The 22,063-nt window shown below is 67.5% G+C and carries 22 protein-coding genes and 1 pseudogene; 17 read left to right on the top strand and 6 right to left on the bottom strand.

What is annotated here, in order from left to right; all coding sequences use genetic code 11:
• Positions 1–9 precede the first annotated feature (9 nt).
• From SMIR_RS04370 to SMIR_RS04360, 3 genes are all read right to left on the bottom strand, one after another.
• Positions 10–1,911 (bottom strand): glycoside hydrolase family 15 protein, encoded by a 1,902-nt coding sequence (locus SMIR_RS04370; RefSeq protein ID WP_212726546.1) that lies wholly within the window; start codon positions 1,909–1,911, stop codon positions 10–12.
• An 88-nt stretch (positions 1,912–1,999) separates the two neighbouring features.
• Positions 2,000–2,143: a hypothetical protein gene (locus SMIR_RS04365; RefSeq protein WP_212726545.1), complete on the bottom strand. Its 144-nt coding sequence runs from the start codon at positions 2,141–2,143 to the stop codon at positions 2,000–2,002.
• A complete protein-coding gene (locus SMIR_RS04360) occupies positions 2,140–2,631 on the bottom strand; it encodes a DUF6415 family natural product biosynthesis protein (RefSeq protein ID WP_249938343.1) in 492 nt (163 codons plus the stop codon). Before SMIR_RS04360 ends, SMIR_RS04365 begins: the two co-directional genes overlap by 4 nt.
• A 189-nt stretch (positions 2,632–2,820) precedes the next feature.
• On the opposite strand from SMIR_RS04360, the gene SMIR_RS04355 reads away from it, so the two are divergent.
• A complete protein-coding gene (locus SMIR_RS04355) occupies positions 2,821–4,209 on the top strand; it encodes an NsdA family TPR-like regulatory protein (protein WP_201264460.1) in 1,389 nt (462 codons plus the stop codon).
• 72 nt (positions 4,210–4,281) lie between these two features.
• On the top strand, positions 4,282–4,764 hold the full coding sequence (locus SMIR_RS04350; RefSeq protein ID WP_143609770.1) for an SAM-dependent methyltransferase: 483 nt from the start codon (positions 4,282–4,284) through the stop codon (positions 4,762–4,764).
• Between the two features lie 306 nt (positions 4,765–5,070).
• Here SMIR_RS04350 and SMIR_RS04345 read toward each other — a convergent pair whose 3' ends face one another.
• Positions 5,071–5,412: an ATP-binding protein gene (locus SMIR_RS04345; RefSeq protein WP_249938342.1), complete on the bottom strand. Its 342-nt coding sequence runs from the start codon at positions 5,410–5,412 to the stop codon at positions 5,071–5,073.
• Between the two features lie 278 nt (positions 5,413–5,690).
• On the opposite strand from SMIR_RS04345, the gene SMIR_RS04340 reads away from it, so the two are divergent.
• The 6 genes from SMIR_RS04340 to SMIR_RS44840 all read left to right on the top strand — a co-directional run bounded on the left by SMIR_RS04340 (position 5,691) and on the right by SMIR_RS44840 (position 10,416).
• Complete coding sequence (locus SMIR_RS04340) at positions 5,691–7,094, top strand: helix-turn-helix domain-containing protein (protein WP_212726543.1); 1,404 nt, start codon at positions 5,691–5,693, stop codon at positions 7,092–7,094.
• Positions 7,091–7,972 (top strand): aminoglycoside phosphotransferase family protein, encoded by an 882-nt coding sequence (locus tag SMIR_RS04335; RefSeq protein ID WP_212726542.1) that lies wholly within the window; start codon positions 7,091–7,093, stop codon positions 7,970–7,972. The genes SMIR_RS04340 and SMIR_RS04335 overlap by 4 nt, the downstream gene beginning before the upstream one ends.
• A gap of 58 nt (positions 7,973–8,030) precedes the next feature.
• Positions 8,031–8,399, top strand: a complete 369-nt coding sequence (locus SMIR_RS43250; RefSeq protein WP_249938341.1) for a hypothetical protein — start codon at positions 8,031–8,033, stop codon at positions 8,397–8,399.
• Between the two features lie 12 nt (positions 8,400–8,411).
• Entirely contained in the window at positions 8,412–8,663 is a 252-nt protein-coding gene (locus tag SMIR_RS43245; protein ID WP_249938340.1) for an HAD-IA family hydrolase, read from the top strand.
• Complete coding sequence (locus SMIR_RS44845; protein ID WP_422664398.1) at positions 8,545–9,060, top strand: gamma-glutamylcyclotransferase family protein; 516 nt, start codon at positions 8,545–8,547, stop codon at positions 9,058–9,060. The genes SMIR_RS43245 and SMIR_RS44845 overlap by 119 nt, the downstream gene beginning before the upstream one ends.
• Positions 9,061–9,322: 262 nt before the next feature.
• Positions 9,323–10,416 (top strand): IS630 family transposase gene (locus SMIR_RS44840; RefSeq protein ID WP_422664397.1). Its coding sequence is split into 2 segments (ribosomal slippage): positions 9,323–9,779 and positions 9,779–10,416, totalling 1,095 coding nucleotides; the frame shifts between segments, so codons are not numbered across the junction.
• A 286-nt stretch (positions 10,417–10,702) separates the two neighbouring features.
• Here the strand turns inward: SMIR_RS44840 and SMIR_RS04310 are convergent.
• A pseudogene (locus SMIR_RS04310) lies at positions 10,703–10,922 on the bottom strand (hypothetical protein); the annotation flags it as partial.
• A 1,033-nt stretch (positions 10,923–11,955) separates the two neighbouring features.
• Between SMIR_RS04310 and SMIR_RS04305 the strand changes: the two are divergent.
• The 9 genes from SMIR_RS04305 (at position 11,956) to SMIR_RS04265 (ending at position 20,344) form a co-directional block, all read left to right on the top strand.
• A complete protein-coding gene (locus SMIR_RS04305) occupies positions 11,956–13,155 on the top strand; it encodes a site-specific integrase (RefSeq protein WP_249938339.1) in 1,200 nt (399 codons plus the stop codon).
• 479 nt (positions 13,156–13,634) lie between these two features.
• Positions 13,635–14,930 carry a bifunctional 3-oxoadipate enol-lactonase/4-carboxymuconolactone decarboxylase PcaDC gene (pcaDC, locus tag SMIR_RS04300; RefSeq protein ID WP_212726538.1) on the top strand — a complete coding sequence of 432 codons (1,296 nt, stop codon included), beginning with the start codon at positions 13,635–13,637 and terminating at the stop codon, positions 14,928–14,930.
• 70 nt (positions 14,931–15,000) lie between these two features.
• Positions 15,001–15,636, top strand: a complete 636-nt coding sequence (locus SMIR_RS04295) for an MBL fold metallo-hydrolase (protein WP_212726537.1) — start codon at positions 15,001–15,003, stop codon at positions 15,634–15,636.
• Positions 15,637–15,706: 70 nt separating this feature from the next.
• On the top strand, positions 15,707–16,486 hold the full coding sequence (locus SMIR_RS04290) for an exodeoxyribonuclease III (RefSeq protein WP_143628782.1): 780 nt from the start codon (positions 15,707–15,709) through the stop codon (positions 16,484–16,486).
• A gap of 56 nt (positions 16,487–16,542) precedes the next feature.
• Positions 16,543–16,983: a DUF6278 family protein gene (locus SMIR_RS04285; RefSeq protein ID WP_054230384.1), complete on the top strand. Its 441-nt coding sequence runs from the start codon at positions 16,543–16,545 to the stop codon at positions 16,981–16,983.
• A 140-nt stretch (positions 16,984–17,123) separates the two neighbouring features.
• A complete protein-coding gene (locus SMIR_RS04280) occupies positions 17,124–17,867 on the top strand; it encodes an amino acid ABC transporter ATP-binding protein (protein WP_168497266.1) in 744 nt (247 codons plus the stop codon).
• Between the two features lie 16 nt (positions 17,868–17,883).
• Complete coding sequence (locus SMIR_RS04275; protein ID WP_168497268.1) at positions 17,884–18,801, top strand: glutamate ABC transporter substrate-binding protein; 918 nt, start codon at positions 17,884–17,886, stop codon at positions 18,799–18,801.
• A gap of 11 nt (positions 18,802–18,812) precedes the next feature.
• Positions 18,813–19,457, top strand: coding sequence for an amino acid ABC transporter permease (locus tag SMIR_RS04270; protein WP_168497270.1), 645 nt, complete (start codon positions 18,813–18,815; stop codon positions 19,455–19,457).
• On the top strand, positions 19,454–20,344 hold the full coding sequence (locus SMIR_RS04265; protein WP_168497272.1) for an amino acid ABC transporter permease: 891 nt from the start codon (positions 19,454–19,456) through the stop codon (positions 20,342–20,344). The genes SMIR_RS04270 and SMIR_RS04265 overlap by 4 nt, the downstream gene beginning before the upstream one ends.
• A 51-nt stretch (positions 20,345–20,395) precedes the next feature.
• On the opposite strand, the gene SMIR_RS04260 is transcribed toward SMIR_RS04265, so the two are convergent.
• Complete coding sequence (locus tag SMIR_RS04260; protein ID WP_168497274.1) at positions 20,396–21,964, bottom strand: alpha/beta fold hydrolase; 1,569 nt, start codon at positions 21,962–21,964, stop codon at positions 20,396–20,398.
• Positions 21,965–22,063: the final 99 nt, after the last annotated feature.

Genomic DNA, 22,063 nt, shown 5'->3' with positions numbered 1-22,063 from the left:
TGGGGGTGGCTAAGCGTGCTGCGGCGTCAGGTCTGCGCAGGTCTGGCGTGTGCTGCGTGAGGTCGAGCGGGGCGTCGGAACCGCGACCGCGCCGCGGTGGTGGGAGGACTGCGTCGCCAGGAGCTGAAGGAGCCGGGCGCTCTGGATCAGGCCCATGTGGCTGAACGCCTGCGGGAAGTTGCCGAGCTGGCGCTGCTGGACGGGGTCGTACTCCTCGGCCAGGAGCCCGAGGTCGTTGCGCAGCGCGAGGAGGCGTTCGAACAGGGCGTGGGCCTCGTCCAGTCGGCCGGTCAGGGCCAGGGCGTCGACGAGCCAGAAGGAGCAGAGGACGAATGTGCCCTCGTCTCCGGTCAGGCCGTCCACCCCGGCGTGGTCGCCGATGGTCGGGTACCGGCGTACGAGCCCGTCCGGGGTGGAGAGTTCACGACGTACCGCGTCCACGGTGCCGACGACGCGCGGATCGTCCGGCGGCAGGAAGCCGACGCGGGGGATCAGCAGCGTGGCGGCATCCAGCTCCTGCGAGCCGTAGGACTGGGTGAAGGTGTTGCGCACCGGGTCAAAGCCCTTGGTGCAGACCTCGTGGTGGATCTTCGCCCGCAGTTCGGCCAAGTAGTCCAGGTCCATGTGGAGGGAGCCGGCCTCCACCAAGCGGATGGTGCGGTCGATCGCCACCCAGGCCATCACCTTCGAGTGCACGAAGTGCCGGCGTGCCCCGCGAATCTCCCAGATCCCCTCATCGGGCTCCTGCCAGCGCTGTGCCAGGTGCTCGACGAGTCGCTGGTGCAGCACGGCGGTGTCGGCACAGTGGGCCACACCGCTCTCGTGCGCGAGGTACAGGGTCTCGATCACCTCGCCGTACACGTCGAGCTGAAGCTGGTCCGCTGCCCCATTGCCGACCCGCACCGGCGCTGCTCCCTCGTACCCGGGCAGCCAGGGCAACACCCGCTCCCGCAGGTCACGCTCCCCGGTGATCCCGTACATGATCTGCAGGTTCTCCGGATCGCCGGCCACGGCACGCAAGAGCCAACGCCGCCATGCCTGCGCCTCTTGCCGGTACCCGGTTCCCAGCAGTGCGGCCAGCGTCGTGGAGGCGTCCCGTAACCAGGTGAAGCGATAGTCCCAGTTCCGATTTCCGCCGATCTCCTCGGGCAGCGACGTGGTCGGCGCCGCGACGATCCCACCGCTCGGCCCGTACGTCATCGCCTTCAGCGCGATCGATGAACGGACCACGGGCTCGCGATAGGGCCCCTCGTAGGTGCACTCCCGTGTCCAGTCCCGCCAGAACGTGAGCGTCTCGCTGAGCGCGGCCTCCGGGTCGGGAACGTCGGGCGCCGTCGCGTGGGACTGGCACCAACTGAGGACGAACGCCACGCTCTGCCCGGCGGCGACGGAGAAGGCACTGACGATGACGCCGTCCTTCTCCACCTGCTGGACGCAGGTGTCGAGCCACAGAGCGTCCGCGCCGGCCTCCGCGACCATGCGCCCACCGACCTCGTGAATCCACGGGCTGACGCCGCCGTACCCCGGCCGCGGACGCATGGCCGAGACCATGGAGACCTCACCGGTCAGGCCCTCGACGATCCGGATCACCTGCGGTGCCCCGTCGCGCGGTGGCATGAAGTCCAGGACGCGGACCGAACCGGCCTGGGTGCGCCATACCGATTCAAGGACGAGCGAGTCACCGCGGTACCGGCGCTCGGCGACTGCTTCGGAGCTGGAACGGCCAGCGGGAGCGGCCGGAGCGATCCGCCAGGTGCCGTGTTTCTGCGTGCCGAGCAGGCTGGCGAAGACGGCCGGCGAGTCGAACCGGGGCAGGCACAGCCAGTCGATCGAACCGTCGTCGCAGACGTGGGCACTGGTCTGCATGTCGCCGATCAGGCCGTACTGCTCGATACGCGGAAGGCGCTTCATCGTGTGGATCTCCGTAGGCCCCGCGGATCCGGGGATGGCTTCGGGGCCGCCGCAGCGGTCGGGAAAGTAGGAACGAGCGGCACCGGTGTCACCGGGGCGGGGAAGGGGCGATCTGAGACGGCGGGGACTCCTCGCCGGGCGCAGCAGGGCCGGTTGCGCGCTCGCCGCGCAGAACAAGCCAGGCCATCGGCACGAGGATCAGCCCGATGACGACGGCTCCGGTCGCCGTCATGTCCGCGGCACCGAAGCGGCCCAGACCAAGCAGGCGAGGGCAACAGCGAAGACCGCCCTGCGCAGCACGTTGATCCTCGGCTTCCGCCAACGCCGCCTGCGCCTCGGGAGCATCGCCCCGGGGCCGACGCGCTCCACATACGCGACCAGTTCCTGGGTCGCTTCGGCGAGCTGGACCAGGTACACCCGGCTGGGCATGTAGCCCTCCGGAACGCTCTCCGAGCAGAGCCTCTGCGCGCGCAGCAACACAGGGGTGCCCGAAGCGGTCCGTGCTCCCAACTGGGCAACGTGACCGCGCAGACGGCGAACGAGGTCCTCCACATCAGAAGCGCTCTCGGGCAGCGGCGAATCATCGCCCAGCACGAGCGTCACCGTCTCCGACGCGGCCACCACGTGATCACGCTGCGGCGCCCGCTCCACGGTGACGGACCCTCGCCCTCCGCTCCCGCCCTGGATGTCTCCTCCGCGAGGGACCAGCGAAAGACGCATGACACAACTCCTGTTCGGATCAAGCCAAAGTGAGCCGAGATCGCCCGTTGGCACCGACGGCTGGCGTGCGAAGTGAGTGATCTGGCCGCTACGTTGAGCGAACCGTGAATCCCGTCTGAGGGGTATGCCTGTGCGGACCGGAAGGCCGCCAAAGGCGCCAAAGATCATTTCGGAACCGAGGGGCAGTCCATGGCCCGTGAACGAAACGTCGCCCTCGCCGCACTCCTGCGCGAAGCAGGCTGGTCCCAGCCGCAAGCAGCCGCTGCCGTTGCCCGGGTGGCCGCGGAGAGCGGCGTGCGTGAGCTGGAGGCGATCTCCCGCTCGCACATTTCCATGTGGGTCCTGGGCACGAAGCCGAGTGGCAGAGCGCCGCATATCCTGCGCGAGACGCTGTCCCGCAGACTCGGCCGCCGCCTCACCTTGGCCGACCTCGGGCTGGAAGAAGAGCCGACAGGCACGACCGACAGCGGTTCCGACTGGAGCGTCGACCCTCTGACCGCATTGGCCGAGCTGGGAAGCGACGATCTCGACATGCACCGACGCAAGCTGCTGGCCACCGCCGCCTACTCCGCGGCTGGCCTCGCCCTGCCTACCGCCTCGTGGTGGGCAGCCGCCCCTGCCGCAGCGGCGAACCGTCGACCGGTATCCCCGCGCTCGGTGACCCAGGTGGACATCGACGACGTCCGCGACCTCACGGTCTACTACTCCGCGCGTGACCAGCAGCGAGGCGGCGCCTCCGGCCGCAAGGCCCTTGCCAGCCACCTGCTCGACGAAGCGGTGCCGCTGCTCGGCGGTCGATTCCGCACGGATCAGCTCCGTCGCGACACGTACTCGGCCGTGGCAGAGATGACCTATCTCGCCGGCTGGATGGCCTTCGATGCCAGTGAGCACCGCACCGCCCAGCGCTACCTCACCATCGCCGCCCGGATCGCGGCGGAAGCCGGAGACGGACCGCTCGGCGGCCATGTCCTGCGCGCCCTCGCCCACCAGGCCGTGGACCTCGGGCATCCGCGTAGGGCGCTCGCCCTGGCCGACGCCTCGATGTCCCGCGACCGCTACGGCCAGGCCAGCAATCGTGAGAAGGCACTGCTGGCGATCGTCCATGCACGCGCACTCGCGGCCGACGGCGACCGGGCCGGCACTCTCGCGGCCATCAGCCGCGCAGAGCGGGACCTTGCCCGCGCCGACACAGTCGAGGCGCCGGCCCGCGTCGGCTTCTTCCAGGAAGCGTCCCTCGCCCACGAAACTGCCTGTGCTCTGCGCGACATGGGCCAGCCGCTCGACGCGGAGATCCACTTCAAGCGCAGCGTTGCCACCCGCCGACGCCAGCAGTACGCCCGAACCCACAGCGTCACACTCGGCTACCTCGGCGCCGTCCAGGTCCAGCAAGGCCGCCTCGACGAGGCATGCGCCACCTGGAACCAAGCACTCGACGCCATGACTGGCGTCCAGTCTGGCCGCGCCCGCGACGTCATCGTCCGCCTCCAGAGCGACCTCTCGCCCGTCCGACAACGTGGGGGCCGCCATGTCACCGAACTGGACCACCGGGCACGGAGCATGCTGCGGGCCATAGGCTGATCGCGACACGGGCTCGTGGTGCCCCACAGCAGCTCGTGGATCCGCATCTCCAAGGGAGAGGAACCAGTACCGGTGACGACGTACGAGGTCGAATCGATCGCATCGGTCGTCGGCGGCCACACCCGCGTTCAGGACGACTACCAGGGCGGGGTCCAGTCGGTGATCCGACTCAACCAGGGGTACCCCCTCGAAACCCTTCAGGGGATCGAAGAGTTCTCCCACTTGACGGTGACGTGGCGCTTTCACTTGGCGCAGCCCGAGGATGTCCAGCTCCACGCCCGCAGCCCCCGGGGGAACCCGCAGTGGCCGGCGACCGGAACATTCGTCCACCGGAACCACCGGCGCCCCAACCAACTGGCCATCAGCTACCCAAGGCTGCTGGGCGTGGAAGGCCGCGACCTCCTGGTGACGGATCTCGACGCGGTCGACGGGACACCGGTTGTGGACCTGGCCCCCTACTTTCAGGAGATGGGGCCACGAGGCACCGTCCGCCAGCCGGCCTGGCCGAGCGAGATGCTTGCGACCTACTGGCGTGACGCGTCGGAGCGCTCGTAGACAGGCTTGTCGTAACTCCTCGACGGTGGCGTCCCCGCGGGCATTCATCACGGCCTGCCCGCGGAGATACGGAGGAGGGTAGACCCGGAGTCACGGGCGTCCTCGCTAACGTTCCCCTCCCCGGAGAGGTTCCGCACGGGGGCTGGGCCCCGGACCGAAGCCTCATCCGGGCTCTCCGAACGCATCGTCGCCGCCGATGAAATCCCGTCGGCCTTCGGGTCGGTTGCGTCGGCCCTGGAGAACGGCGGCGAGTGCCGGCACATGGTGGTGGTCCTTTCGCGGCTCGTGTGAGACGGGCAGGTGTGGCTACGCGGAGTGCAGGATCGTGGCCCAAACGTCCTTGCCGTGCGCAGTGGACGAGCAGCCGTATCTGTCGCTGAGCTTTTTGATCAGCACCAGGCCGCGACCGCCTTCGTCGTTGTCGCCAGCCAAGACGGGGGCCGGGAACCGGGGGTGCGGGTCACTGACGCACAGGAAGACACCGTCAGGGGTTCGGGTGAGAACGACCTTCACTGGAACCGAGGACTCGTGCTCCTTGCGGGCGTGCTGGAAGGCGTTCGTCAGCAGTTCGGACACGGTGAGAGTGACCCGCCAGTCGAGTTCGGTCAGGCCCCACAGACGTAGGCACGCCCTGACGAGGTCACGCACGCCCGAGACGGCTGCGGCTGTCAGAGCGATGTCGATTTCGCATGCGCCGGAGCGTGTCCGGACCGTTGAGCTTGTGCCCTCCGTGATGGGCTGTTGAGCCTCCATCAAGTCTGCCTTCATGGGGAGTCCCTCGTTCGACGAAATCTCTCCAACCGGCGCCGGATGCGGTGTGTACTGGGGTGGCGGCCGTGAGCAACCATTGAGCCAGGCCGATAGGACCGCGTGCAGATCTTGATTCGGAAACCTCGATCTTCCGTTTCGCGAGCGAGGAACAGCCCATGCCAAGACCCGAGAAGCAGTTGACTCCGGATGCGTCTCCGCGCGACTGGTTTGGCTATGAACTGCGGACCTGGCGCAAGAAGCGCGGCCCTCTCACGCATGCCGACTTGGCCGCGAGAGTGCAGGTCAGCGGCTCACTCATTGAGAAGATCGAGAAGGGGACTGCTACCTGCTCGAAGGACTTGGCCGAGCGCCTGGACGAGGTCTTGCAGACCGGCGGCGTCTTCACCAGGGCGTGGGGAATGGTGTTTGGTCAAACGGAAAAACCCCGCCCCGAAACGGAAAGTGCACCCTGCGGTAGGGCGGAGGCGTCGGTTCAGGTCCATGAAGGCCGCATCCTGGGCAGAGGTAGTACAACACCTCCAAGCGGGAGCCCTGCCTCTGTGGACCGTCGCGCCTTCCTCGCCACGAGTGGCCTTGCCGCCATCGCCCCCATAGACCTCGTCCACCTCGTCGCCCCAGCAGCCCCTCGGGAGACCCCGACACAGATCCGCCCGCGCGAGATCGGGCAGCTGAAGTCGCTTGCTGATGTCATCCACCGCCAGGACAACGAGCACGGAGGCGGCGGCGCGGTACGAGAACTCGCCCGCGGCGCCATCATGTGGGGAGCCTCCCTGCTGTCGGTCCATTGCCCCGAGCCGCTCCGGCCTGAACTCCTAGCATCTGTAGCCCGGTTAGGGATCGTTGTTGGCGCCTCTCAGTTCGACGCATACGCCCACGACGACGCTCGGGTCAGCTTTCGGCTAGCCGCCGAGTGCGCGGAAGAAGCCGGGGAGTGGCACCTGCGCGCCAAGACGTACTCGTTCATGGCCCGGCAGGAGATCTGGGTCGGAGACCCGGACACCGGCCTCACCCACGCGGAGAAGGGCCTGGTGCGCTCCGACCGCCTCACTGCGACCGAGCGCGCCATGCTGCACACCGCACGTGCCCGCGCCTTCGCCAAGATGCGCGACGTGGGCAACACTCTGCGCGCGGTCGGAGAAGCCGACGCCGCCTTCGAACAGTCCGACCCGGCACAGGATCCACCGTGGATGGCGTACTACGACTATGCCCAGCACCACGGCGACACCGCACACGCGCTGTTCGATCTCGCGGTCCACGCGGACGAGGACCCGGGGCAAGCGGGCCGCCGCTTCGAGATCGCAGTGAAAGGCCACGGCAGCGCCTTCGCCCGCTCACGTGCCATCTCTGAGACGAAGCTCGCTTCCCTGGTCATGGCCAAGGGCGACGATCCGCGGCACGCGGTCGTGCTGGGTCATCGAGCGCTGGACGACGCCGGCAAGCTGACCTCGTGCCGGGCCGCCGACGACCTGCGGGAACTCGCCCGGTTCGCTGGCCGGTACCGGAAGCTCTCCGAGGCCAGTGACCTGCGTGAGCGCATCGAGGCTACGGTGCGAGCGTGACCACTTCACCAACGCCCACCCCAGCAGTACTTCAGGCGGCGTGCCTCGCCGCCGGCCTCGACGCCACGGACGCCGAACCGATACGGCTTGCCGAGAACGCCATATGGCGTCTGCCTGGGGGGATTGTGGTGCGCATCACTCAGCCCGGCCAATCTGCCGCTGCAACGCGTGAGGTTCAGGTCGCCCGCTGGCTGGCGACCCAGGGCGTGCCCGCCGTACGCGCCCTTGACCTGCGGCAGCCGGTAACTGCCAACGGATACCCGGTGACATTCTGGCAAGAACTGCCACCTCACGAAATCGGGACCGTCGCCGACGTCGTCACGCTCCTCAAGCAACTGCACGCCCTGCCGAAGCCGGACCTGCCGCTCGGCGAGCTGGACCCCTTCGTCCGGGTGGTCGAGCGCATCGAAGCAGCAAGCACAATCTCCGACGATGACCGGCAGTGGCTGCACGGCCGGCTCAAAGAGCTCAAGAACCAGTGGGCTACGAGACCGAAGGGCCTGCCGGAGTGCGTAGTCCACGGGGATGCGTGGGTCGGCAATGTGGCGCGCACGGCGGCTGGCCCGTTGTTGATGGACTTCGAGCGCGCTTCGTTCGGCCCGCCGGAGTGGGATCTCGTGTCGACCGCGGTGAAGCTCACCACGACCGGCGCGGTGTCTGCCCAGGAGTACGCCGAGTTCTGCGAGACCTACGGCACTGACGTCACCGAGTGGGAAGGGTATGGACTCCTATCTGGAGCACGTGAGTTGCGGATGGCGACCTACGCCGCGCAGCACGCTGCCTCCCGTCCGGAGTGGCGGCGTGAGGCGCAGTACCGCATTGACTGCTTGCGCGACCGGTCCGGGGCGCCACCGTGGCGCTGGAAGGGGATCATGTAGCCCACGGACCGGGCCAACTACCAGATGATCACGTTTGTACGTATACGGGGAGGCTGCCTTGCCAACCAGACGCCGTGGCCTGATTCTCGACTTCGGCGGCGTACTCACCACCCGCATGAGGCTGAATGGGCAGGCGTTCGAGAGGTCAGAGGGCCGGAATCCCGGAGAATACTTCGCTGCCCTCAACGAGAACCCCGAAGGCGTCGCGATCTACGCAGCGCTGGAGGTGGGGAAGGCGACGCAGGAGGACTGGAACCGTGTCATCGGCGGCATCCTCGGCATCGACCCCACCAACTTGATGCAGCGCGCGCTCGCCAACCTTCACCCCGAGCCGCAGATCGTCGCCGTGGCGAAGCGCGCCCGGGCAGCGGGAATCAAGGTCGCCATGCTCAGCAGCAGCTTCGGGATCGAGCCCTACAACCCGTAGGCCGACAAGGGCATGTGGACCGACTTCTTCGTCGCGGTGATCCTCTCGGAGCTGGAGGGCGTGCGGAAGCCGTCCCCAGCCATCTACAAGCGAGCTCTAGATGCCTTGGGGCTGATCGGCTCGGGGTGCGCATTCGTGGACGACCATGCAGAGAACCTGCCGCCGGCCGAAACTTTGGGCATCCGAACGGTTCACCACACCACGGACCCTGTCGCTACTGCCGTCATCCTGGAGTCTCTGCTGCTCGACCCAACCCTGGCCTGAATCAACGGAGGCGCACATGCGGGACCCGAACCCGGCGGACCGCTCGACGGGCTTACAAGCTCCTCTGCCGAACCGACTTGCTGACCGGGCGACGGCACTGTTCGTATACGGAACTCTCCAGTTCGAGACGGTGTTAGGTGGCCTCATCGGACGCGTCCCCGAGCGCCAGCCCACCACTACGCTGGGTTGGCGCGCAGCGGCTCTCGAAGGCCGCGTATATCCCGGTCTCGTCTCCGCTCCCGGCTCCGAAGCGCGCGGCCTGTTGTTGACGGGGATGAGCGAACGGGAGTGGCGAGTCCTCGATGCCTTCGAAGATGATCGGTACGACCTGCAGCGCATCGATTTGACTTGCAGATCTGCCGCTTGGGCCTACGTCTGGCCGGGCGGAGAAGTGTAGGTGGAGGACTGGGACGCGGCCGGGTTCCAGGAGCGCCACCTTCAGGCGTACGCCGGGCGTTGCGCTCGGATCGCTTCGGACCTGGCGGCCAGAGCTGGCTACTGAAGCCCAGAACGACCCAAGGGCATGTGGACCGACTTCTTCGACGCGGTGATCTTCTCGGAGCTGGAAGGCGTTCGGAAGCCCTCACCGCTCATCTACTGACCTTTTCGGGTTGCGTTCGGGTGGTGACGTGGGGTGATCCCTGCGGTATGCCGGTGTTATGCGGTACGCGGATGGTGGGGGCCTGACTGCTGAGCGGCGGGCTGCGCGTGAAGGGATCCGGCTGGAGGCCGGGCAGAGGTTCGCACGAGGTGACAGGACTTCGGACATCGCCAAGGACCTGCGGGTGAGCGAGCGTTCGGTGGAGCAGTGGCGCCGGGCCTGGCGTGAAGGCGGCATGGAGGGCCTGAAGTCGAAGGGACCCGCGAAACTGCCGAAGCTGTCGGACGAACGGTTCGCCCTGCTGGAAAAGGAGCTGGCCAAAGGGCCGGCCGCGCATGGCTGGGAAGATCAGCGGTGGACGCTGGAACGCGTCAGAACGCTGATCGGCCGCCAGTTCAAGGTCAGTTGCTCGATCGCGGGAGTGTGGCGGCTCCTGCACCGTCACGGCTGGTCCTGGCAGAGCCCGGCCCGTCGCGCACTGGAACGTGACGAACACGCGGTCGAGCTCTGGAAGAAGGACGTGTGGCCGCAGGTGGAAGCACCGCGGCGGCGCTCGATGCCTGGATCGTCTTCGAGGACGAGGCCGGGTTCGCGATGACGCCGCCACGAGCCCGCACGTGGGGCCGGCGCGGGCAGACTCCCGTGGTGCGAGTGCGGGGACGGTCCCGGCGCCGGATCTCGGTCGCCGCGATGTGCTGTTACCGGCCCGGCGAGAGGTCCCGGCTGATCTACCGGCCCCGCTTCCACTCGTTGCTCAAAGGAGCACGCAAGAGTTTTGCCTGGCAGGACTACCGAGACCTCCTGGTCCGCGCGCACCTGCAACTCGGCGCCCCGATCGTTGTCGTCTGGGACAATCTGAACACCCATCGTGCCGCCGGGATGAGGAAGTACGCGGCCGACCACGAATGGCTCACCATCATCCAACTTCCTTCCTACAGCCCGGACTTGAATCCCGTTGAGGGCATCTGGTCTCTGCTGCGGCGCGGGCCGATGGGCAACACCGCATTCACCGACCCCGACCACCTCACCCGAACCCTCCGCCGAGGACTCGCCCACATCCAGCGCCATCCCGAACTCATCGACGGCTGCCTCATCGAAACCGGACTGACCCTCGCTTCAGACCCCCCGAAGCCAACCCGAAAAGGTCAGTAACAGCGAGCCCTCGATGCCTTGGGGCTGACGGGCCCGGAGTGCGTGTTCGTGGACGACCACGCGGAGAACCTGCCTCCCGCTGAGGCCCTAGGCATCCGTACCGTGCACCACACCGCAGATCCCGTCGGTACCGCGACCATTCCCGACTCGCTCCTACGCGATCCGACGCTGGTCTGATCGAACGGAGACGCGGATGGAGAACGCGACCCCTGCCGAGCACTCGACCGGCACGACCAGATGGTGACGAGCTGGGCGGCGGCGGAGAACAGCCGCAGGTGGAGCTTGAGACGATCTCCAGCCAGATCCGGTTCTGCGCGGTGTCGTGCAGGGGCAGGTTGCGCCTCGCACTCGACCTTCTCGCCTGGATGCCGGTGCTCACCCTGACCGGCAAGGCCGGTGTCGCGGGCGCCTCGGATGCGGTCCTCGCAGCGGGCCCGCTTGCGGTGACGCAGTTCGAGGTCGGCGAGCTGGCCGCCTTTGGTGTTGGTCGCGACCCTGGACCGACGAGATCACCCGGGCAATCGACCGGCTCAATGCCTTGCCGAGCCCCGGTTGACCAGCCACTTCAACCGCCCCAACGATCCGCACCACCACACCGGGAAAGTGGAACCCGGCGTCCACCCGACGCGACAACCGGGCCGTCAACCTGCCCCAGCCCGAAAAGACCGCACCTCGCAAACACAGAGTCCCCGTCAGCAGACCGACGAGGACTCATGAACGATCGAGGCTAGCCGATCCGCCCCAAGGAGTCCCACCTGCCGAAGGCCGCTCTCCGATCCGCTGGCTTCCCCTTGGCGCTTGGCGGCGTGAACGCGTGGACCGCATAGGAGCATGACCTCACCAGGGTGTGGTGCCGTCCATTGGGCTTCGTGCTGACCGCCAGGCAGGCCGGCGAGCCCCTGACTTCCGGGGGCGACGGCGCGTCGGCGGGTGCCTAGCGGAGAGCGAGCGGCGGCCCGGACGAGGTCGGTCGATAGGGCGAATTCTTTCTGTGTCGCCAGGCCGACTCGGCATTTCGCCCATGGCAGACGAGAAAGGCCCTCGAAAGACTGGAACCCTCTCCGGGTGTATGTCAACGTACAACACCCCGGAAGTGCGAGGTCGGTAAGCGATCAGCCGGGTGATCCGATGAGGAGTCTTTCCGCCGATGCGCGCCCTCCGACCAGTCCGGCCGACCGTCCCTGTCCGCTTACTCTTCGTGCGATATACCGGTGGACCGCTCATACCGAATCCACATACGGGGGCGGATCGAGCGGCGTCGAGGCTGGCAGTCGGGGCGAGTCTCTTTTCGGAGCGCGAGCGCAACATAGACCAAGATTGCCGGTTGGCCAAACCGGCGATCGTCGCGACCATTGAGCAGGTCCGCATTTGGCTGTACTTGGCGGTGGAGCCGTAGTGGACACAGAGGGCAGCGCTCCCCAAACCCACCGGGGAGGAAGAGAAGGGGCACCACCTGCTGCAGCCCTGATGCCCACGGCGCCCTTCGCTGAAGCGCAGCGGCTCCTCTACTCCTGTGCAGTTTCCACACCCTCAAGGAGAGTGAGTTTCCTGTCCGAACCAATAAAAAAGCTTCCGCCGAACTCGAAGGGGAAGGTTCGATACCGGTTTGTTGTCGACGCAGGAATCGACCCCGAAACTGGGAAGCGTAAGCAGTTGAGGCGCACCTTCGACTCGTTGAAGGAAGCTAGGGCTGAGTACGCGAACATAACTAATCGGCGGCATGATGGGTCGCTTGTGCCGCCCAACAAGATCACCGTGAATGAGTGGCTCGACCGATGGATGGCCATGAAAGCGGAGGACCTCGAAGAAACCACCATCTACAACTACGGGATTACCCTGGACCGAGTTCGGGGGAGGCTCGGCAGTATCCGTCTCCAGGACCTTACTGAAGAGCATGTGGAAGAGTGGAGGGACTGGGCGCTGGCGCATGGCCGCGTGCGTGGTAAAAGGGCCGGGACGCCACTCAGCGTCACGAGTGTGGATATGAGCCTCGCTCGGCTGAAGGAGGCGCTAGGGAGAGCCGTTACCCGGCGATTGGTGTACGTCAACGTCGCTGCGTACGTGACCATTCCCCGGAGAGCGCGCAAGGAAGAGCGGAAGACTAAAGAGGAGGTGCCGCCCTGGAACGTCCAGGAGGTTCAGAAATTCATAAATGGAATTAGGGGTGACCGTCTCTATGCTGCGCTTCTTCTTTCGCTGATGGGGCTTCGTCCAGCTGAAGTCTGCGGCCTCCGGTGGGAAGACGTTGACTTGGAGAACGCCACGATCGTCATTGCCAACACGCGCACAATGATGGGCAACCGGTACGTGGTGGAGAAGGACACCAAGTCTCTTGCGGGTGAGCGGGATCTGCCGCTGCCGGCGCTGGTGCTGGGAGCCCTCAAGGCATTCCGGGCTCTCCAAGCCGAGGAGAGGCTCGCTCTGGGGGAGGCGTACACGGTGTCGGGCTACGTCCTGGCGCACGAGGCGGGCCACGCCTTCACGATCAAGCAACTTCGCCGACGCGCGTACCGGCTTATGGAGCTTCTCGGGCTCCGTCGCGTCAGGCTCTACGACGCACGCTCGTCGTGCTTCACCTTCCTGGCCAACAACGGTGTCCCGGACCACATCCTCGCGCGATGGGCCGGACATACGAATGTGAAGACCACCAAGAAGTGGTACGTGAAGCCGGACGTGGAGGATCTTCGCGGAGCCGCCACCACTTGGGATGGCCTGCACGGGGGTGCGGCGGAGGGGTAAGAGTGAGCCATGCGGTCTACTGGCCGAGCGACTTGCCGAGCCGTATGGCCAGGAAGATTGAGGTGGATGCGGAGTCCGGCTGCTGGTTGTGGACCGGCAGCTGTAACCGGGCGTCCGGCCACGGCCAAGTCTCCTACCAGGGGAAGACAGATCTTGTTCACCGTGTGGCGTTCAAGCTGCTGGTGGGCGAGATTCGGGAAGGTTTCCAGGTGCGTCATACCGATCCTCGTCGGTGCCGCCACACTCGATGCTGCAATCCGAACCGCTTGGAGGCCGCGATCAAAGAGGAAAGCGTTGCTCGTAGCGACTGAAGGAGGGCACGCGCCCGGAGGGCCCACTGCCGACACGGCCACGAGTACATGCCGGAGAACGTATGCCTGGGCTCTCGTCGGCAGGTCCGGCACTGCCGGAGCGGGGCAAGGCCCGCTAGGTCCACCCCGGCGATGTGACATCTCGTGACAGATGAAAGGGTCAGGCGGGTGAGTGAGACACCGATGAACACCCTGCAATACCGCTTTGACGGGCCAGAAGAGGCTCCCGTCCTGATCCTCGGTCCCTCACTGGGTACCACATGGCACATGTGGGACCGGCAGATACCGGAGCTGTCCAAGAACTGGCGGATCTTCCGGTTCGATCTGCCGGGCCACGGCGGCGCCCCGGCCTACCCGGCGGGTTCCGTCACCGAACTCGCGGGGCGGCTGCTCGCCACCCTCGACGGGCTCGGCGTGCAGCGCTTCGGTTACGCGGGCTGCGCGTTCAGCGGGGCCATCGGCATCGAGCTGGCCCTGCGTCACCCGGAGCGGATCGCCTCGCTCGCCGTGATCGCCGCCTCGCCCCGCTTCGGTTCGGCCGACGAGTTCCGGCAGCGCGGGGTGATCGTGCGCAGCAACGGGCTCGACCCGATCGCGCGATCCTCGCCCGAGCGCTGGTTCACGACCGGCTTCGCCGCCGCGCAGCCCGCGATCACCGAGTGGGCCGTGCAGATGGTGCGCACCACCGACCCCGGCTGCTACATCGCCGCCTGCGAGGCGCTCGCCGCGTTCGACGTACGCGCCGAACTGGGCCGCATCGGCGTCCCCACCCTCGTCCTCGTCGGCTCCGACGACCAGGTCACCGGACCCGCCGAGGCCCGCACGCTGGTCGCCGGGATACCGGACGCCCGCCTCGCCGTCGTACCCGGTGCCTCGCACCTGGTCCCCGTGGAGCAGCCGGCAGCGGTCACCGACCTGCTGGTGCGGCACTTCTCCACCGCCTGGCAGCCCGCCTACGGCTCGACCACGGGCCAGATGGCCATCCCGGCGGCCCCGGTCAAGCCGGTGCTCGCGGCACCCCCGCCGGTCGGCCCCGTCGCCGAGATCGCCCCGGCCGTCGTACAGCCCGCGGTCCTGGGCAGGCCTGACCCCTACGACGCCGGGATCAAGGTGCGCCGCGAGGTGCTGGGCGACGCGCATGTGGACCGGGCGCTGGCCTCGGCGGACGAGTTCTCCGGGGACTTCCAGGAGTTCATCACGCGCTACGCGTGGGGCGAGATCTGGGACCGGCCGGGCCTCGACCGGCGTTCGCGCAGCTGTGTCACGCTCACCGCGCTGGTGGCGGGCGGTCACCTCGACGAGTTGGCCTTCCACACCCGCGCCGCCCTCCGTAACGGCCTCACCCCGGACGAGATCAAGGAGGTGCTCCTCCAGGCGGCCGTCTACTGCGGTGTCCCGGCCGCCAACAGCGCCTTCAAGGTGGCGCAGCAGGTCATCCGGGAGGAGACCACCCCCCAGGAGTGATCTTGAGCCTGGTAGTGGGAGCACCTGTCTCGGCAGCCCTCCCTGGCACCGGGAGGGGGAGGATGGACCCATGAAGCTCACGAAGAAGTCGCATGCCTGCATCCGTCTCGAGAAGGACGGGCGTGTGCTCGTCATCGACCCGGGGACCTTCACCGAGGAGGACGCGGCCGTCGGCGCGGAAGCGATCCTGGTCACGCACGAGCACCTCGACCACTTCAACGAGGACCGGCTGCGGGCCGGCCTGGAGTCCAACCCGGCGGCCGAGATCTGGACCCTGAAGTCGGTCGCGGAGAAGATCTCCGCGGCCTTCCCGGGCCGTGTGCACACCGTCGGTCACGGCGACACGTTCAGCGCCGCGGGCTTCGACGTCCAGGTGCACGGGGAACTGCACGCCGTGATCCACCCGGACATCCCGCGCATCACGAACGTCGGCTATCTCATCGACGGCGGCCGCGTCTTCCACCCGGGCGACGCCCTCACCGTCCCCGAGCAGCCGGTCGAGACGCTGATGCTCCCGGTCATGGCCCCGTGGAACAAGATCGCCGAGGTCATCGACTACGTCCGCGAGGTGAAGCCGCAGCGCGCGTACGACATTCATGACGCCCTCCTGACGGACCTCGCGCGTCCGATCTACGACCACCAGATCGGCTCCCTGGGCGGCTCTGAGCACCTGCGGCTCACGCCGGGGGCGTCGGCGGAGGTCTGAGCACCCGCGGGCGGGGGCGCCGGGCGGACACGGCGACTCGTTGTCGTACCCGCCCGGTAGGTTGTGAGGCATGCGCATCGCGACCTGGAACGTGAACTCGATCACCGCTCGCCTCCCGAGGCTGCTGGCCTGGCTGGAGAGCAGCGGCACGGACGTGCTGTGCCTCCAGGAGGCCAAGGTCGCCGCCGAGCAGTTCCCCGTCGACGAGCTGCGCGAGCTGGGCTACGAGGCGGCGGTCCACGCGACCGGGCGGTGGAACGGCGTGGCGGTGCTCTCCCGCGTCGGCCTGGAGGACGTGGTCAAGGGGCTGCCCGGCGACCCCGGTTACGAGGGCGTCGAGGAGCCCCGGGCCGTCTCCGCGACCTGCGGCCCGCTCCGCGTCTGGTCGGTGTATGTGCCGAACGGACGCGAGGTGGACCACCCCCACTACGCCTACAAGATCCAGTGGTTCGAGGCCCTCAAGGCCGCGGTCGCGGGCGACGCGGCGGGCAGCCGCCCCTTCGCCGTGCTGGGTGACTACAACGTGGCGCCGACGGACGACGACGTCTGGGACATCTCCCTCTTCGAGGGGGCCACCCACGTCACCCCGGCCGAGCGGGCCGCCCTCGCCGCGCTGCGCGAGTCGGGCCTGTCGGACGTGGTCCCGCGGCCCCTCAAGTACGACCACCCGTTCACGTACTGGGACTACCGCCAGCTCGGCTTCCCCAAGAACCGAGGCATGCGCATCGACCTGGTCTACGGCAACGAGCCGTTCGCCAAGGCGGTCACCGACTCCTATGTGGACCGCGAGGAGCGCAAGGGCAAGGGCGCGTCGGACCACGCGCCCGTCGTGGTGGACCTCGACGTGTGAGTGCCCCCGGGGCGCGCCTGTGGTGCGACCCGGAGTGCGAATGTCACGCTGGGAGTATGAACATCCCTTTCCTCGGCACCTGGCGCAAGAAGCACGGTCCCGCCTTCGGCGTCGCGGTGTTCTCCGACGGTGATCATGACTCCGAGGGCGTCGCCGAACTTCTCTCCGAGTGCGAGCTGCTGCGCTCGCAGGCACATCAGGCGGGCGTCGAACTCGACGACTCCGTCGCCTCGTTGGAAGCGCTGGACCAGCTGCTGCCGCGCTGGCGCGACGACGAGGAAAGCCTGCCGTGGCTCGGCAACGACGCGGGGCTCTATCTCGGCTCGGTCATCGTGCGCACGGTGCCCGGCGCCCGCTGGGAGGTCTGGCCCAACGGCCACCCGGCGGTGCGGCTGGCCTCCGGCCGGGAGATCGATGTGGTCGCCTCCGGCCACACCTGGGCGTCCAGTGGCGCCCCCGAACTCTCCCAGTTGTACGCCGAGGTGGCGGAGGGGTGAGCCGTCCCGCCGTGACGCCGTAAATCAGAAACTTCATAAATACGGCTAATGCCCGAAAAGTGCGTGTCGCGTATGGGGGGCCATCCTGCCCGGATAGTTTGCGGCTTCTGCGACACAGCTGAGAGTGGGTAGGGCCGGGCATGGCTGTCGATCCTCTGATCGAACTGCAGGACGTGAACAAGCACTTCGGCGAGTTGCATGTCCTCCAGGACATCAACCTCACCGTCGGCAAGGGGGAGGTGGTCGTGGTCATCGGCCCCTCGGGGTCGGGCAAGTCAACCCTGTGCAGGGCGATCAACCGGCTGGAGACCATCGAGTCCGGTGCCATCAGGCTCGAAGGACAGCCGCTGCCGGACGAGGGCAAGGCGCTCGCCAGGCTCCGCGCCGAGGTCGGGATGGTCTTCCAGTCCTTCAACCTCTTCGCCCACAAGACGATCCTGCAGAACGTCTCGCTGGCCCAGATCAAGGTCCGTGGCCGCAAGAAGGAGGAGGCCGACCGGCGCTCCCTCGAACTCCTGGACCGCGTGGGCCTCGCCTCCCAGGCCCCGAAGTACCCGGCGCAGCTCTCCGGCGGCCAGCAGCAGCGCGTGGCCATCGCCCGCGCCCTCGCCATGGACCCCAAGGCCCTGCTGTTCGACGAGCCGACCTCGGCACTCGACCCCGAGATGATCAACGAGGTCCTCGAAGTCATGCAGCAGCTCGCGCGCGACGGCATGACCATGGTCGTCGTCACCCACGAGATGGGCTTCGCACGCTCCGCGGCCAACCGCGTCGTGTTCATGGCCGACGGCCGCGTCGTCGAGGACCGCAACCCCGAGGAGTTCTTCACCAATCCGCGCAGCGACCGTGCCAAGGACTTCCTCTCCAAGATCCTCAAGCACTAGGCGGGGGAGTACGACCATGATCCGTACGACACGTACGCGCCTCGCCGTGGCCGCCCTCGTGTGCGTCGCGCTGCTGACGGCCGCGTGCGGCAAGGAGGGCAGTCCGCCCACCAAGGGACCGGCCGCCGGCAAATTGCCCCACTACCAGGTGGCAGAGGGCTTCGAGCTCCCCTCCTCGCCCACCTGGGAGAGGGCCAGAAAGCGCGGCTACCTCAACATCGGCGTCAAGGAGGACCAGCCGTACCTGGGCGAGAAGAACCCGGCGAGCGGCACCTACTCCGGTTTCGACATCGAGATCGCCAGGATGATGTCGGCCTCGCTCGGCTTCGACCCGAGCACCATCCGCTTCAAGACGATCGCCTCGGCCAACCGCGAAACCGCCCTGCAGAACGGCCAGATCGACTTCTACGTCGGCACCTACACCATCAACGACAACCGCAAGAAGCTCGTCGGCTTCGCGGGCCCCTACTACATGGCCGGTCAGTCGCTGCTCGTGCGCAAGAACGAGAAGGACATCCACGGCCCCCAGGACCTCGCCGGCAAACGCGTCTGCTCGGCGGCCGGCTCGACGCCGTACCAGCGCATCCAGACCGACTACCCGAGGGCGACGCTCGTCGCCTACGACACCTACTCGGTCTGCGTCGACAACCTGCTCACCTACCAGGTCGACGCCGTCACCACCGACGACGCGATCCTGATCGGCTACGCGGCGAAAGTGCCCGACGAACTCAAGGTCGTCGGCAAGCCGTTCTCGAAGGAGCCGTACGGCATCGGCGTGCCGCGCGACGACAACGCGCTGCGGTTCGCGCTCGACGACGCGTTGGAGGCCCGAGAGAAGAACGGCGACTGGAAGAGGGCGTACGAGGCGACGCTCGGGCTCTCCGGAGTGCCGGCGCCCACCCCGCCCGCCATCGACCGCTACCCGGCGAGCTGAGCGAGGCCGACGTGAACGTACTGATCGACAACTTCCACACCTTCGCCCAGGGATTCCTCGGCACGGTCGAACTCACCGTCTACGCGAGCGTGCTGGCCCTCGTGCTCGGCTTCCTGATGGCGTCGTTCCGGGTCGCGCCGGTCGGCTCCCTGCGGGCCTTCGGCACGGTGTGGGTGACCGTACTGCGCAACACCCCGCTCACCCTGCTGTTCTTCGCCGTGCTGCTCGGGCTGCCCCGGTTCGGACTCGTGCTGCCCTTCAAGGTGTTCGCGGTCCTGGCGCTCGGCTGCTACACCTCCGCGTTCATCTGCGAGGCGCTGCGCTCGGGCATCAACACCGTGCCCAAGGGGCAGGGCGAGGCCGCCCGCAGCCTCGGCATGACCTTCAGCCAGACGCTGTCCGTGGTCGTCCTGCCACAGGCGTTCCGGTCCGTGATCCCGCCCATCGGCTCCACACTCATCGCCCTCGCCAAGAACTCGGCGATCGCCGGGGCGTTCAGCGTCAACGAACTGCTCGGGACCTACAAGACACTGAGCGAGCTCGGCTACAACATCGTCTGGACCTTCATCTGGATCGCCGTCGGCTATCTGATCATCACCCTCACCATCAGCGCGATCTTCAACTACCTCGAACAGCGCTGGGGAGTCGCCCGATGACCACCACCGCCCCCGATTCCACCGCCCTGTACGACGTTCCCGGACCCAGGACCCGTCAACGGCACCGGCTCTACGCGGCCGTGTCCACCGCCCTGATCCTCGCCCTGGTCGCCTGGATCCTCTATCTCCTCTTCGACACCGACCAGTTCACGTACACGAAGTGGATGCCCTTCGAGTACAAGGGCATCCAGGAACTGCTGCTGCGGGGACTGGGCAACACGCTGAAGGCCTTCGCGATGGCCGCGGTGCTCTCCCTGGCGCTGGGCACCGTGCTCGCGACAGGACGCCTCTCCGACCACCGTCCGGTGCGCTGGATCTCCGCGCTGGTCGTCGAGTTCTTCCGCGCCATGCCCGTACTGGTGATGATCTTCTTCATCTTCGTGGCGCTGAAGGTGCAGCCGCTGCCCGCGCTGGTCGCGGGGCTGACCCTCTACAACGGCTCGGTGCTCGCCGAGGTCTTCCGCTCCGGCGTCAACTCCGTCGAACGCGGCCAGCGGGAGGCCGCGTTCGCGCTCGGCATGCGCAAGACCCAGGTCATGACGTACGTCCTCGTCCCGCAGGCCGTGCGGGCCATGCTGCCCGCCATCATCAGCCAACTCGTGGTGGCCCTGAAGGACACCTCGCTCGGTTATCTCATCACCTACGAGGAGTTTCTCCACGCCGGGAAACTGATCGCCTCGAACCTCGACTACGATTTGCCGTTCATCCCCGTGGTGATGGTGATCTCGCCGATCTACATCGGGATGTGCATGCTGCTCTCCTGGTTCGCCCAGTGGGTGTCCCGGCGGGAGCAGCGCAGTCCCAAGACCGAGGCCGTGAATGTGGCACCGGCCGAACCAGGGACGCTGCTGCCGGGTGGGGTTCCCCCCACAGCCCCGCGACTGTAGGGGGAGCAGCAGCTCACAGGGCCAGACCCGGCCGGCGCCAGCAGCCGGAGATCACTGCTCGCGCAGGGGAACGGACACGTAGGACGGGTCGTTCGCCGGTGAGGAGAAGGTCAGCTGCGCGCCGGACGGGTTGTGCTCGATGTAGAGCGGGTCGACCGTGTCGACGACCAGGGCGAGCCGATGCCCTGCCGGGACGTCGTAGGCCGTGGAGTACAGCTCCAGGTCGACGCCGAACGGCTTTCCGGGCGTCTGCCCGTGGAAGGTGTACGGCGCGTTGCTGACCAGCTTGCCGAGGCCGAGCGGGCCCACGTCGTAGAGGTAGGCGACGAGGGTGCCGCTCTCCTTGGTCGGAGTGAGCGTGGTGTGCAGCGTGGTGGTTCCGCGCACTTGCTGGACGCTCGCGTACTTCTCCGACTGCCAGACGGCCGCCCAGCGGCGCGGCAGCAGCGGGATCGACGCCATCGGGGGCACCTGGGCGATCTGGTCGAGGATGCTGGAGAGGAAGATGATCCCGCCGTCCGCGCCCGAGTCGACGTTGGTGTGGATCGTGGTGGTGCCCGCGAGGGCGATCTTCTTCCTGGTCGCGCCGACCGACTTCCAGTCGGGGTAGCCCTCGTAGACGCCGGTGGTGCGGGGCTTGAGCTGGACGGGCTGCTCACGGTCGATGCCGTTGTCGACGCCCCTGAGGTAGTGGTCGAACCAGCGGCCGGTGTCCGTCCACACGTCGTTGGGGAGCCCGAACAGACCGGTGATCTCGGCGGTGGCGTGGTCGCCGGGGCGGAACTCCAGACGCTTGGGGCCGGTCAACTCCTCGTAGAACTTGGCGTACTGGTTGGGTGGGAAGATCGTGTCGCCCCAGCCGTTGGCCATGAAGACGGCCGCGCCGTTCTTGTTGAGCTGGTCGACATAGGTCTCGGGGGAACGTTTCTTCCCCCAGGCGATCATCTCCTGCTCCTTCGACAGGTTCGAGGCGAAGAAGTCCTTGAGCGTCTGCTGGAGTTCGGCGCTCGGGCGCCCGGTGATGGTCCCCGCGACACCGAGCAGGGCGGTGGCCTGGGAGTGCTGGGTGCGGCCCGAGTAGATCGAGTCGATGAGGTCGGCCCAGCCGCTCATGGCGGAGACCGCCTTGATCCTCTTGTCGTGCGCGGCGGCGAGCAGACTGATCCCGGCGCCGTACGAGACGCCCGCCATGCCGACCTTCTGGGCGTCGGCCGGGGTGTTCGCCAGCGCCCAGTCGATCACCTTGGAGGCGTCGGCCACGTCGGGCGGTCCCGCCACTTCTATCTCGCCGCCGGACTGCCAGAAGCCGCGCACGTTGTACGTGAGCACCACATAGCCGGAGTCGGCGAGCTTCTGGGCCTGTGCGAGGTACTCGACCTGGGGCAGGCCCCAGCTCGTCGGCATGACGAGGAGCGGGTACCTGCGGCTGCCGTCGGCGCCCGCGGGGGTGACGACATTGGCCTTGAGGACCGTGCCGCCGTCTCCGGTGATGTCGACGAAGCGGACGCCGGCGGAGGTGGCCTGGGCGGTGGGGGCGAGCCCGAGGGCGGTACCGGCGATCAGGGCCGCGGATACGGCACCGACGGCGGACGTGCGCAGGGCATGACGATGGTGTCCCACGGGCCACTCCTCACTCGTGTCAGTAGAATGTGACCCGACGGTAACCTCGCTGCCTTACCGGAAGTAACCCGTCGGTAAGTTACGCACGGGTAAAGATTG

The organism is Streptomyces mirabilis, assembly GCF_018310535.1.
GTDB lineage: Bacteria > Actinomycetota > Actinomycetes > Streptomycetales > Streptomycetaceae > Streptomyces.
This window is presented reverse-complemented; position numbering and strand designations above follow the sequence as displayed.